Origin of the sequence: Streptomyces sp. NPDC048278, assembly GCF_040652195.1 — a bacterium.
In the GTDB taxonomy this organism is placed as follows: Bacteria; Actinomycetota; Actinomycetes; order Streptomycetales; family Streptomycetaceae; genus Streptomyces.
In genome coordinates this window covers 14559-27257 of record NZ_JBEZLP010000057.1, presented here as the reverse complement: position 1 = coordinate 27257, position 12699 = coordinate 14559, and the positions used below count along the sequence as shown (strand labels likewise).

Sequence of the window (12699 nt, the reverse complement as noted above, 5' to 3'; positions counted from 1 at the left end):
TCTCGCGACGGCCTGTACGTGACCTGTGGAGGCCGTCGACGGGGTGCCGCGGACCCCACGAAAGGGCCCCGAACGCGTGACACCCCCCATAGGAGCCAGATCACATCCTATGCAGCTTCGTAGGAATGGAACGCCCTGAACTGCCTGTAAGGCATATATAAGCGGGCAATTCGGTCATTGGTTCCTAAGTCGGGTAGTACGTCACATCATTGCGGCCCGCCGCGGCTCCCGCTAACCATTGCTGTCGTCGCCGGGAGACGGGCGACGGGCCGAGCGGACACCCGCCGGACCCGCCCCCTCCCGCCGGTAGTACGGGCTCCGCCCACCGCCGCCGCGCACCGCGGCCGGCGCCGACGCCGTCCCCCACCGGAGAGTTGCTTTCACATGACCACGATCAACCGCACCCGCATCGCCCGCCTGCGCACCCTCGGCCTCACCGGCCTCGTCACCACGGGTGCCGCTGCCGCCGCCCTCACCCTGATGCCGGCGAACGCACAGGCCGCCGAGATGACGCAGGCGCACACCTCGACCGCGGTCACGGCCTCCTCCGGCGACAGCAGCCGCACCGCCTCCCACAAGGCCGGCTACGGCAACAACCTGGACGGCTGGATCAAGCAGTCCCTGCAGATCATGAAGTCCAAGGGCATCCCGGGCAGCTACGACGGCCTGAAGCGCAACATCATGCGCGAGTCCGGCGGCAACCCGAGCGCCCAGAACAACTGGGACGTCAACGCGCAGAAGGGCACCCCCTCCAAGGGTCTGCTCCAGGTCATCGACCCCACCTTCAACGCGTACCACGTCGCCGGCACCTCCGGCAGCGTCACCGACCCGGTCGCCAACATCACCGCCGCGGCCAACTACGCCGCCCACCGGTACGGCTCCATCGACAACGTCAACTCCGCGTACTGACCGGAGCACGGATGTCGAGCGGGCCGAGCAGCGGCCCGCCCCGGACTCGGGACCGAGTCCGGCGGGCAGCCGGCCCCTACGGCTCGCGGTGCTCGTGCGAGGCCTGCTCCAGGGCCGCGGCCTCCGCCTCGGCGATGCGGGTCTCCGCCTCGACATCGATCGAGCGGGTCAGCAGCCAGTACAGCAGCGCCGACACCGGCAGCCCGATGAACAGGGAGATGTCGGCGCCGTCGAGGGCCTCGGCGGCGGGCCCGACATAGAGGGTGCCGACCGAGAAGAACGGGATCATGACGGCGAAGCCGACCAGGTACGAGATGATCCCCTGCCAGCCCCAGCGGCCGTAGATGCCGTTCGGCTTGAAGATCTCGGCGATCGCGTAGTGGCCCCGGCGCACCACGTAGTAGTCCATCAGGTTCACGGACGTCCACGGGATGAACAGGTAGAGCACCAGCAACAGGAAGTTGTTGAAGTTCGTCAGGAAGTTGGACGTCGCCGCCAGCGCGCCGACCAGTGAGAGCGCGGCGGTCACCACGAGCGTGACCAGGCGGACGCCCAGGGTCGGCCGCACACGTCTGAACGAGTCGATGGCGCTGATCAGCGTCAGGGAACCGCCGTACATGTTCAGCGCGGTCACGGAGATCAGGCCCAGCGCGGAGAACAGCAGCACGATCGCGCCGAAGCCGTCGAAGACCTTGTCGCCGGCGGCGTTGATCGACGGGATCGTGTCGAAACCGGCGCCCGCCCAGGCGGCCAGCAGCGTGCCGAGCACCATCAGCCAGATGCCGCCGAGCGCCGAGCCGAAGTAGGTCCAGTAGAACGTCTTGCGGACGGTGACGTCCGGCGGCAGGTAGCGCGAGTAGTCCGAGACGTAGATGGCCCAGCTGATCTGGTAGCCGGCGACCACGCCGAACTGCGCCAGGAACGGCGTGGTCCTGAAGGCGCCGAGGTCGAACGAGCCCGCCGGGTAGTGCAGGGTGACCAGGATCCCGACGGTGAAGATCCCGAAGACCACCAGGAACGTGTAGGTCAGGAACCGCTCGGCCTTGTGGATGATGTCGTACCCCACCAGCGCCACGACCAGCCCGACCACCGTGACGACGATCACCCAGAGCTTCACGCCGCCGTGGATCGTGGTGTCCAGGGCCTGGCCGGCCAGCACGGTGTTGAACACGTTGAAGCCCGCGTACTGCACGTACGCGAACAGCCACACCAGCAGCGCCCCGACATAGCCGAACTGCGGGCGGGACTGGATCATCTGCGGCAGTCCCAGCTGCGGCCCCTGGGCCGAGTGGAACGCCATGAAGAACGTGCCGATCAGCGTGCCCGCGACGATCGCCAGCAGCGACCAGATCAGGTTGCCGCCCTCCGTGATGCTGATCAGCCCCACGGCCAGGGTGGCGATCTGCGCGTTGGACATGAACCACAGCGGACCCAGGTGCCACAGCTTGCCGTGCCGCTCGTCCAGCGGCACGTAGTCGATGGACCGGACCTCCAGACCGCTCACCCGCGGTTCCGCCGATGTGCTCATGGCACCTCCCAGGGGCCGGTCCGTCGCTCTGACCTCATTCTTCCCCCGGACGCAGCCCGATGAGGCATGCGGAATTCACGTTCCGTACAACGGAAGGCACACCTCGCGTGCGGCACTGTCGTCCTGCTCACCACCAGCCCTGTTGCCCTGCTCACATTCGGCCCCGAACCGGTCCCGTCGTGGCGGCCGTCATGTCGCAGGACGGACATTTTGTCTACGTTCGCAGGTCTGTGTCCCCTCGATCTGCGAAGGCTCCCGCCATGCTCAACCGAACCCTGTCCGTCGTGGCCACGGTGGTGACCCTGCTCGCCGGAGCCGCGCCGGCGGCCATGGCGGCCGACGCCGGCTCCGGCTCTGCCACCTTCCGCACCGCCGTCGAGGCGCAGGGCTCGGCCCGGGTGACCGCCGCCGTCCTCGACCTGGACGGCACGCGCCAGGAGCCCGTCGTCTACGGCGACGACACGCCGTACGACACGGCGAGCATCGTCAAGGTCGACATCCTCGCCGCCATGCTGCTGCACGCGCGGGACCACCGGCGCGCCCTCACCGCCCGGGAGAGCGCCGAGGCGCAGGTGATGATCCGCGACAGCGACAACACCGCGGCCACCGCCCTGTGGCGGGCCATCGGCGAGGCCCCCGGCCTGGCCTCGGCCAACAAGCGGCTCGGACTCACCTCGACCCAGGGCGGCCCCGGCGGCCTGTGGGGGCTCACCCGGACCACCGCGGCCGATCAGATACGACTGCTGCGCGCGGTCTTCGGCACCGGGACCACGCCCCTCGACGCGGCCTCCCGGAACCGCATCGGCACCCTGATGACGGAGATCGCCGCCGACCAGTCCTGGGGTGTCTCGGCCGCCGCCGACGCTGGGTGGGCGCTGAAGAACGGCTGGCTCATGCGCACCACCACCGGCCTGTGGGACATCAACAGCATCGGACGGATCACGGCCGGCGGGCACCACTACCTCGTCGCGGTCCTCTCCAACGGCAACGCGTCCATGCCGGACGGCGTGAACCTGGTGGAACGAGCCGTCCGCACCGCCGTCTCGGAGACCGCCGCGCACTGACTCCTCCGACTTCTCCGGCTCCGCTGACCCCCTTGGCCCACCGCAGCCCGCCCGCCGCCCGAAATGCACCTAACGTGCAGGAGAGGTGACGGAGGCCGGCAACGGGAGGCGCGGTGGCGGGTGCGGGCGGGCCGGCGGCCGGACGGGGCCGCGCGCGCCGGGCCCACGGCGCCCGTCCGGAGAGCCGGACCGCACGCACCGTCCGCATCCCGGGACGGGCCCGTGACCCGCGCGACCCGGCCCCGGCCGGCGCGGTCGTCGTCCCCGCCCTGCGGATCGCCGCCGCCTACGCCTGGCGGCTCATCGTGGTCGGCATCGTCGTCTACGGCGTCTTCGTCGTCCTCGGCCGCTTCCAGCTGATCGCCGTCGCCGTGTTCCTGGCCCTCGTCGTCACCTCGGTGCTGCGCCCGCTCGCCGACCTGCTGGCCCGGTGGCTGCCCAGGCCGCTGTCCGTGGCGGTGAGCCTGGTCGGCAGCATCTGCCTGTTCTTCGGTCTGCTGGCCCTGGTGGGCAACGCGGTCGCGCAGGAGTCGGCGACCCTGGCCGACGAGTTCCGCGGCGGCATCCACCGCATCGAGGTCTGGCTGCAGCGCCCGCCCTTCCGGCTCGGCCCGGGCGCCCTCGCCCGTCTCCAGCAGCAGATCGTCGACTACGTCCAGTCCCACCGCTCCAACCTGGTGAGCCGGGCGCTCAGCGGCTTCGGCACCCTCGTCGAACTGGTCACCGGAGGCGCGCTCGCACTCTTCACCTCGGTCTTCTTCATCCACTCCGGTGAACGGCTGTGGGCCTGGACGAGCAGCGAACTGCTGCCGGCCGGCGCCCGCGACGCCTGGGACCGGGCGGGGCGCGCGGCCTGGCGGACGTTCGCCGGATACACCCGCGGCATCATCATCGTGGCCGCCGCCAACGCCGTCCTCGTCGGTGTCGCCCTGGTCGTGCTCCGGGTGCCGCTCGCGCTGCCGCTCACCCTGCTGGAGTTCTTCGCCGCGTTCGTCCCGCTGGTCGGCTCACCGGTCGCGCTGAGCGTGGCCACGGTGGTGGCGCTGGCCGGGCGCGGCCCGCTCACCGCCGCCGCGGTCCTCGTGCTCATCGTCGTCATCGGCCAGCTGGAGGGGCATGTGCTGCATCCGCTGGTGATGAGCTGGGCGGTGCGGCTGCACCCCCTCGTCGTCGCCGTGTCGGTCATCGCCGGCAGCATCGTCGCGGGGGTGATCGGCGCCGTCGTGGCCGTGCCGTTCGTCTCCGTCGTCTGGGCGGTGGTGCGGGCCCTGCGCCCTGCACCGCCGCCCTGACCCCGGCGCCGGGGGCTCAGCCGTCCTGGGCGGGGCGACGGCCGCGCTTCGACGCGCGACGGCTCCGGGTGGACGGCTCGGAGCGTCCGGCGGTCTCCGGTCCGGCGGGCTCCGGCGCGGCGGTCTCCGGGGCGGCGGGCCGGCGGCCGGCGGAAGCGGGGCCGACGGTGGTGCCGGGGGTTCCGGCCACGGAGCGAGCGGGAGCGGTGGCGGCGGGGGTGCCGGACGGCGTCGCGGAGCGGGGTGCCGGGATGCCGTCGTCCCACGCCTCGTGCGCGCCGAACGGATCGGTCGCGCGGAACGGATCGGCAGGCCCGTCCGCGAGCAGGGCCGCCAGGTCGGGCGTGGCGCGCGCCTTGACGGTCGCGAGCGCCAGCGTGTCCTCGTCGGACCCGGCGCCGCTGCTCCAGGTGACGGTGCCCGGGAGCATGACCAGCGAGGTCGTGCCGGACTGCCCGGAGGACGGCCGCAGCTGGACCCGGATGCCGTGCCGGTCTGCCAGCCTGCCCACCACGAACAGGCCCATGTACTGGTAGACGTCGGCGTCCGCGGTCGGCGGGTTCGCCAGCTTGTGGTTGATCAGCGCGAAGTCCTCGGGCACGAGGCCGATGCCCTGGTCGTGGATCTCCACCATGATCCGGGTGTCCGGCAGCCGGGTCGCCGTGACCCGGACCGTCGAGCGCGGCGAGGAGAACGAGGTGGCGTTCTCCAGCAGCTCGGCGAGCAGATGCACCAGGTCGGTGACGGCGCGGCCGTGGATCTCGGCCTCCGGGATGCCCGCCAGCTCGATCCGCTCGTACTGCTCCACCTCGGAGGCCGCCGCCCGGACGACGTCGACCAGGGGAAGCGGGTGGTCCCACTGCTGGGTGGGCCGTTCGCCGCCCAGCACCAGCAGGTTCTCGCCGTTGCGGCGCACCCGGGTGGCCAGGTGGTCCAGCTTGAACAGGTTCGCCAGCTGTTCGGGGTCGGCCTCGCGCTCCTCCAGGTCGGTGATCAGGGCGAGCTGGCGCTCGATCAGCGACTGGTTGCGGCGGGACAGGTTGGTGAAGATCGTGTTGACGTTGCCGCGCAGCAGGGCCTGCTCGGCGGCCAGCCGGACCGCCTCTCGGTGCACATGGTCGAAGGCCCGGGCGACCTCGCCTATCTCGTCGGTGGTGGTGATCGGGATCGGCGCGACCCGGGTGTCCACCTGACCGGGCACGGCCTGCGACAACTGGGTGATCACCGCGGGAAGCCGCTGTTCGGCGATCTCCATCGCCGAGATGCTGAGCCTGCGCATGCCCCGGCTCATCGAGCGGGCCACCCACGCGGCGAGCAGCACGGCCGCCAGCACGGCGCCGAGCGCGGCCGAGCCGTTGGTGATCGCGTCGCGTCTGGCGTCGGCGGCGATGCTCCGTGCGTTGGCGAGGGCGGTGTCGGTGAGCTGGACCTCGATTCCGCGGTAGGCGTCGAAGGCGAGCGCGGAGGCGGCGAAGAACGACTCGGGCGTGATGCCCTGGGCGGCCAGCTGCCCGGTCGGGGTCCCGGCCGCGATCTCGCTGATCATCTTCGTCAGGGCCGGCGGTGTCACGAACGGCTGCCCGGCCGCCTTGGCCTCCTCGGCGGCCTTGGCGGTCTGCTCCGCCCCTTTCTTCTGCGCGTCCGCCAGTGCCGTCCGCAACCGGGTCATGTCCCCGGCGGTACCGGCGCCCGCGTACTCCTGAAGGCCCACCTGTTCCAGGTAGGCGTAGGAGCTGAACGAGCCGAGCTGGGTCTGCAGTTCGCCCTCGCCGAGCGTGTCGCGGTCCTCCACCAGCAGGTGCGTGCCGATGGCCCGCACCAGGGACTCGGCCGCCTGGGTCAGGGAGATGGCGTACAGGGTGCGCCCGAAGCTCGCCTGGTTGTTGCTGCCGAAGCCCAGTTCGTTCGAGAGCTCCATCAGCGGGTGCTGCACGGCGTGGTAGCTCTCCTCCGTCTGCACCCCCGTCGACTTGGCCGTGAACGCGTCGGCCCGCACCGTCGCCAGCTGCTTCTCGCCCGCCCGCACCAGCTCGATCCGCCGGAGGAGGCCCGCCGTCTTCGGCGCCCGGGCCACCGCCGCGTCGAACGCCTGCGCGTCGGCGTCGGTGACCTTGCGGGCCGCCAGCACGGCGGGCGCGTTCCGTTTGCCCTCCAGGAGCGGGATGACCGACACGTCGCGCTCGTTGATCGCGTCACTGGCGTAGGCGTTCGCCGCCTGCACCAACTCGGCCACGCGGACGGCGTCGTTGGCGTCCTGCAACGTGTCGACCGAGTTCTTCACCCGGATGCCGCCGAGGGCGAGCGCGACGAGCACGGGGATGAGAAGAATGGCCTGGAGGCGTCTTGCGACGCGCCAATTGCCGGTCAGGGGTCTGGACTTGGACAAGATCGTCCCACTTCACAACAGGGATGGCGTGCAGGGCTGAGCGCAGCCCGACGTTCTGTGGCCAAGTTTTAACACCCTGCGACCGGAATCGAGCGGTGTTTGAGTGAAGCGGTTTCTCCGAAATGGTACAAAGCTCAATCAAAACCATCGATGGTCAACGCACGGACCACGCAGTGGCCGGTCTGTGCCCGTCAGCTGTTCGGCCGACTGAACAGGCAGCGCTTGCCCGCCGGTCCTGCGGATCCGCCCCGGTCACTCCGGGGGCGTCGGCGTGTCCGGCGAGCGGTACATCGTCTGTACGTCGAGTTCCAGCTGCACCGTCGGACCCACCACCGCGATGCCACGGGCCAGCATGGACCGCCAGTTGAGGGTGTAGTCCTCCCGGTGCAGCTCGGCCGTGGCGAGCGCGGCGCAGCGCAGTTCCTCGCCGTAGCCGCCGTTGACCGTGCCCAGGTAGGTGGTGTCGAGCGAGACCGAACGGCTGACGCCGTGCATCGTCAGGGTGCCGAGGAGGGTCCACTTGCTGCCGCCCCGGTAGGCGAAGCGCGTGCCGGCGAAGTCGATGTACGGATACCGCTCGACGTCCAGGAAGTCCGCGGAGCGCAGATGGTTGTCCCGGGTCGTGTTCCCGGTGTTGATGCTCGACGCGTCGATGCGCACCCGGACCGTCGTCTGGCTCATGTCCGGGGCGACGCTGACCGAACCGTCGAAACGCTCGAACCGGCCGTGCACATGGGCCATGCCGACATGCTTGGCGATGAACCGGATCGCGGTGTGCGGCGGATCGAAGACCCAGCCCCCGGTCGGCGGCAGCGGCAGCTGCCGGGCCGGCAGCAGCCGGATGAGGGCGGGCGCCGGGCAGCTGTCGGCGACGACGTCGACGGTCTCCCGGTGCGGGTCCAGCCCCTCGGCGACGATCAGCACGCTGTAGCGCCCCGGCGGCAGGGCGGCCATGAAGAAGCCGAAGGGATCGGTCGTGCCCCGGGCCGTCACCTGGTGGGTGTCCAGCGCGGTGACCGTGACGTCGGCGCCGCCGAGCGGCTGGTCCACGGGGTCCAGGACGGTCCGGGCGACCCCGCCCGCACCGGGCGGCAGGGGCAGGGTGAGCCCCGCCGAACGGGCCGGGGTGTTCCTGGACCAACGGCGCCTGAGCAGCCCGAGGGCCATGCTGTTCACCTTTCGTGTCGCGTACATGGGAGAGATAGGGGAGAGGGGGGGAGAGGGAGTCATCGGGCGCGGCCCAGGATCCGCCGCAGCGCCTCGCCCAGCAGCTCCTCGGCGTTCGCGGCGGCGGCCGGGTGCCGGAAGGCCACGTATCCGTCCGGCCGCACCAGCAGGACGCCCGAGTCGGACACCTCGCTCAGCCGCGCCCAGTCGCCGTACGGGTCCTCGTACTCCTGGCCGGGGCCGACGACCACCGTGGCGATGTCGAGATCCTGGGCCGCCGCCGCCCGGACCCAGCCCTCGCCGCCGATACCGGTGAGCAGGGTGAACCGGCCCCCGCCGACGGTGTCCAGGGTGGACAGGGTGCGGGTGCCCGACGTGAGCCAGGCGTGCGGGAGTTTGGCGCCCGGCCGGGAGCTGGGCTGGTGGTGCAGCTCGGGGTCGCGGGCGAAGCCGGGGTCGGGGGTGCCGTCGGGGACGATCGCGTCCGAGGTGTAGCGCTGGTTGAGGTCGACGCCGTGCGCGTTGAACTCGTACACCTTGTGGGCGATCGCGTCCCGCAGCCGGGCCCGCTGCTTCCCGGCCGCCTCGGTGGACTCCTTGCGCGCGGCGATGTTGGCCCAGAGCTGCTCGGGAGTCTGCGGGGTGAGACCGTCGAGCGCCTCGAAGATCGGCGCGGTCTCGCCGATCGACTTGTTGGCGCGGGTGACGATCTGCCGCCCCACGGGCGCGCGTTCGGCGGTGTAGGTGTCGAGGAGGCCCGGGTCCGCGGTGCCGTCGAGGACCAGCTTCAGCTTCCAGGCCAGGTTGTACGAGTCCTGGATGGAGGTGTTCGAGCCGAGCCCGTTGGACGGCGGGTGCCGGTGCACGGCGTCACCGGCGCAGAAGACCCGGCCGTTCGAGTAGGTCTCGGCGTGCATCTCGTTCACCGTCCACGCCGAGGACGACCTGATGGTCACCGGTATCTCGTCGTCGCCGATCAACTGGCGGACGACGGACTCCGCGTACTCGGTGGTCAGGTCGGGGGCGCCCGCCGTGACGTCGTACCCCCACACGATCAGCCACTCCGTCCACGGCCGGACGCAGCGCACCAGGCCCGCGCCGATGCCGCCGACGGTCGCGCCCGGGGCCAGCACCCAGTACAGGGTGGACGGGCGGTGCGCGGTGTACCTGCTCAGGTCGGCGTCGAAGACGATGTTGATGCTGCCGGCCACGCCCATCTGGCCGCCCATCGGCAGCCCCGCGTCCTCGGCCACCTTCGAACGGCCGCCGTCAGCGCCGATGAGGTACTTGGCGCGGATCGTGTACGCGTCGCCGCGTACCCGGTCCTCGACGGTGACGGTCACCCCGTCCGCGTCCTGCGTGAACGACCTGTAGACGGTGCTGTAGCGGAGGACGGTGCCGCGGGCGACGGCTGCGTCGACCAGGACCGGCTCCATGAGGTGCTGTGGAATGTCACACATCACCGTCGGGCTCGCCAGCTCGTGCGCCGCCTGCACGAGGGGCTCGTTCCCCCAGGACCGCACCCGCCCCAGCTCCTCGCCGGCCAGGCTGGTGCAGAAGGTGGTGTTCCCCATCAGGTGTTGCGGGGTGGCCCGAGCCAGGGCCTCCTGCTCGACCCCGAGGTCGCGCAGGACCTCCATGGTGCGCTGGTTGGTGATGTGGGCGCGCGGTGTGTCGGCGAGCGACGCGTAGCGGGTGACGACCATGTTCGGTACGCCGTAGGTGCTCAGGGCCAGGGCGGCCGAGGCGCCGGCGGGGCCGCTGCCGACGATCAGGACGTCGGTCACGACATCGGTGTGCACGGGGAACTCCGGGGGGAAGGGACGGAAACCGACCGTTCAAGATCATGAAGCGGAGCGGACGTCCGCGGGTGTCTCAATCCGAGACACCCGGTGCACGGCGGAACCCGGCGGGACCCGCCGGTCGTTGCTCCTTCAACTGTTCCCGGTACGGTGAGGGGCGCCATGACCACCGCAGAGCATCCCCCCACGGCCGGCCTGCAGTCCCCGCCCCGCACCTCGCTCGGCCAACTGCGCCGGGCCCGCGCCCGCTTCCTCGCCGGGCACCCGCCGCCGGCGGACGTACCGGACGAAGTGGCGGCTGCCTGGCGACGCGCCCGTTTCTACGGCGTACGACCCGACACCGGTGCCGACACCGCTGCGGACGCCGCGACCGGTTCCACGGCCGACTTCGCGGGCCGTGCCACCCCGCAGGCGCCCGACCCCGCACTTCTCCAGGCGGCCCGGCCGGTGCTGGAGCGGCTCGCTCCGGTGCTCGGCCACGAGCGCGCCACCCTCCTCCTCACCGATGCCCGGCTCCGCGTGCTGTGGTCCGCCGGGCACGCCCCGCGCGACACCCTCCGCCCCGACCTCTCCGAGCAGAGCGTCGGCCCCAACAGCGCGGCCCTGGCCCTGCGCACCGGCCACCGCGCCGAGGTGCACGGACCCGAGCACATCCTCGACATGTGGCAGGAGGTCTCCGCGGTGAGCGTGCCGCTGCGGACCCCCGGCGACAGCAGGCCGGTCGGCACGGTCACCGTCGCCTCGGCCCTGTGCGGCGGCTGCGCACCGCATCCGCAGGCGGCCCTGGCCGAGGCGACGGCCGCGGTGGTGGAGGCGGAGCTGCGGGCCTACACCCGTCCGCCGGAGCGGGCCCTGCTGGACGCCTACCTCACGGCGTGCGCGGGCCAGGACCGGCCGGTGGCGGCCTTCGCCGGGCACAGCAGGCTGGTGAGCGAGGCGGCGGCCAGGCTGCTGTCGGCGCGGGACGTCGAGGACCTGGAACGCGCGGTGCACGAGGCGCTGCGCGAGGACGCGCCCGCTCCCCGGCTTCCGGGCGGCGCCACGGTCGAGATCGTCCGACACCACGGCGAGACCGTCGGCGCCGTCGCCGTACTGGAACCGGCGCCCGGCGGCGCCCCGGTCACCCCCGCGGGGCGCCCGCCCACCGCACTGGCCGGGCACTCGGTTCCGTGGCGCCACGCCGCCGAACGTGCCGCCGAACTGGCCACCGCCCATGCCCCGTTGCTGCTCGTCGGTGAACGCGGTACCGGAAAGACCACCCTGGCCCGCGAGTTGCTCGGCGGAACCGAGCCGCTCGTCGTCGACGCCGCCGAAGGCGACCTGCACGAGACACTGCCCGCCGACCCCCGCGGCAGCCTCGTGCTGCGCCACGCCGAACGCCTGGCACAGCATGACGTGGCCGCGATCGTCGCGCTGCTCGAAGCCCGGCCCACCGCACCCCTGTTGGTCACCTACACCCCGGGAGCACCCCCCGGCCCCTGCCTGCAGCGGCTCCTGGACACCCTGGCCGCCCGCTCGGTCGTCCTGCCCGCCCTCCGCGAACGCCCGGAGGACATAAAGGAGTTGCTCGCCGCGGTGGCCCCGGCGCCGGAGCCCGGGCAGCCCCCGCTCACCTGGACACTCGACGCCCGGCGCGCCCTCGAGCGGTACCCGTGGCCCGGGAACGTCACCGAACTCGCCCACGTCGTACGGTCGTTGGCGCGCCGTCGGCGGACGGTGGGGCCGGTCCGGCGCACCGAACTGCCCGACCCCGTGCGCGAGGGACCCGCCGGCCGCCCGCTGACCCCCATGGAGGACGCGGAACGCACGGCGATCCTGGTGGCCCTGCGCCGCCACGGCGGCAACAAGGCCCGGACGGCCGCCGCCCTGGGCATCGGCCGCGCGACGCTCTACCGCAAGCTGCGCAGCTACGGCCACGCCTGAGTCCTCCGCCGCCAGGGTCCGCGACCTGTGGTCTGCCGTCCGCGGCCCCGGCCCGAGCCGGGGCGACCATGGAGGTACCGAAGGCCACCTCGGTGCCCGCTTCCCTCTGACGGACACCGAGACCGCACTCGCCGCCTACCGCGAGGCATCCGGCTGGGGACCGCTCCCGGCACTCCAGACGACGGCCGGTGGTACGACCCGTGCGCACAGCGGCATGCCCCGGCCGTCGGTCAGCCCGAGCCGTCCGACCAGCAGCCCGTCCCGCACCGCAGCCTCGGCCACCGCGCCGGGGACGGCGCCGAGCATCAGCTTGGCCCGGCGGAACATCGTGAAGGCGCCCCCGGGGTCCACGGTCCCCCAGGACAGGTAGACGAACCGGCCGCCGGGACCGCCCTGGACACAGGGGCCCGTGATGTCGACGCCGGTGGCGGTGACCGCCGTGGTGCACGGCAGGGTCCAGGTCGCGGAGAGGGCGTCGCCGGGCTGCGGGCCGAGCAGCTCGGCGGGGCGGTTGCGGCGCTGTACGGCGACATGGATGCCGGCGTACTCGGTGAAACCGCTGTCTGCGGGTGCCGGGCAGGAGCGGCCCGGCAGGTCGGTGGCGTCGATGCGGAGGTCCATGGCGGCC

At 72.2% G+C, this 12699-nt stretch carries 9 protein-coding genes; 4 read left to right on the top strand and 5 right to left on the bottom strand.

Annotated features, from left to right (window positions below):
- Window positions 1-384: 384 nt before the first annotated feature.
- Window positions 385-909, top strand: a complete 525-nt coding sequence (locus tag AB0D74_RS47765) for a transglycosylase SLT domain-containing protein (RefSeq protein ID WP_362601963.1) — start codon at window positions 385-387, stop codon at window positions 907-909.
- A 76-nt stretch (window positions 910-985) separates the two neighbouring features.
- On the opposite strand, the gene AB0D74_RS47760 is transcribed toward AB0D74_RS47765, so the two are convergent.
- Entirely contained in the window at window positions 986-2437 is a 1452-nt protein-coding gene (locus tag AB0D74_RS47760) for a cytosine permease (protein WP_362601960.1), read from the bottom strand.
- Window positions 2438-2697: 260 nt separating this feature from the next.
- Between AB0D74_RS47760 and AB0D74_RS47755 the strand changes: the two genes are divergently transcribed.
- Both AB0D74_RS47755 and AB0D74_RS47750 read left to right on the top strand, forming a co-directional pair.
- Window positions 2698-3501 (top strand): serine hydrolase, encoded by an 804-nt coding sequence (locus tag AB0D74_RS47755; protein WP_362601957.1) that lies wholly within the window; start codon window positions 2698-2700, stop codon window positions 3499-3501.
- A 113-nt stretch (window positions 3502-3614) separates the two neighbouring features.
- Window positions 3615-4793 (top strand): AI-2E family transporter, encoded by a 1179-nt coding sequence (locus AB0D74_RS47750; protein WP_362601954.1) that lies wholly within the window; start codon window positions 3615-3617, stop codon window positions 4791-4793.
- A gap of 16 nt (window positions 4794-4809) precedes the next feature.
- Here AB0D74_RS47750 and AB0D74_RS47745 read toward each other — a convergent pair whose 3' ends face one another.
- The 3 genes from AB0D74_RS47745 to AB0D74_RS47735 form a co-directional block, all read right to left on the bottom strand.
- Window positions 4810-7107, bottom strand: coding sequence for a nitrate- and nitrite sensing domain-containing protein (locus AB0D74_RS47745; protein WP_362601951.1), 2298 nt, complete (start codon window positions 7105-7107; stop codon window positions 4810-4812).
- Window positions 7108-7431: 324 nt separating this feature from the next.
- Window positions 7432-8346, bottom strand: coding sequence for a YceI family protein (locus AB0D74_RS47740; protein ID WP_362602031.1), 915 nt, complete (start codon window positions 8344-8346; stop codon window positions 7432-7434).
- Between the two features lie 59 nt (window positions 8347-8405).
- On the bottom strand, window positions 8406-10148 hold the full coding sequence (locus AB0D74_RS47735) for an FAD-dependent monooxygenase (protein ID WP_362601948.1): 1743 nt from the start codon (window positions 10146-10148) through the stop codon (window positions 8406-8408).
- 162 nt (window positions 10149-10310) lie between these two features.
- Between AB0D74_RS47735 and AB0D74_RS47730 the strand changes: the two genes are divergently transcribed.
- On the top strand, window positions 10311-12071 hold the full coding sequence (locus AB0D74_RS47730; protein WP_362601946.1) for a helix-turn-helix domain-containing protein: 1761 nt from the start codon (window positions 10311-10313) through the stop codon (window positions 12069-12071).
- 135 nt (window positions 12072-12206) lie between these two features.
- Here AB0D74_RS47730 and AB0D74_RS47725 read toward each other — a convergent pair whose 3' ends face one another.
- Window positions 12207-12692 (bottom strand): DUF5990 family protein, encoded by a 486-nt coding sequence (locus tag AB0D74_RS47725; RefSeq protein ID WP_362602028.1) that lies wholly within the window; start codon window positions 12690-12692, stop codon window positions 12207-12209.
- Window positions 12693-12699 lie beyond the last annotated feature (7 nt).

Excerpts from the sequence above, each read along its gene's own strand:
- AB0D74_RS47765 (WP_362601963.1), top strand. The coding sequence starts at position 385 with ATGACCACGATCAACCGCACCCGCATCGCCCGCCTGCGCACCCTCGGC.
- AB0D74_RS47760 (WP_362601960.1), bottom strand. The coding sequence starts at position 2,437 with ATGAGCACATCGGCGGAACCGCGGGTGAGCGGTCTGGAGGTCCGGTCC.
- AB0D74_RS47755 (WP_362601957.1), top strand. The coding sequence starts at position 2,698 with ATGCTCAACCGAACCCTGTCCGTCGTGGCCACGGTGGTGACCCTGCTC.
- AB0D74_RS47740 (WP_362602031.1), bottom strand. The coding sequence starts at position 8,346 with ATGGCCCTCGGGCTGCTCAGGCGCCGTTGGTCCAGGAACACCCCGGCC.
- AB0D74_RS47730 (WP_362601946.1), top strand. The coding sequence starts at position 10,311 with ATGACCACCGCAGAGCATCCCCCCACGGCCGGCCTGCAGTCCCCGCCC.
- AB0D74_RS47725 (WP_362602028.1), bottom strand. The coding sequence starts at position 12,692 with ATGGACCTCCGCATCGACGCCACCGACCTGCCGGGCCGCTCCTGCCCG.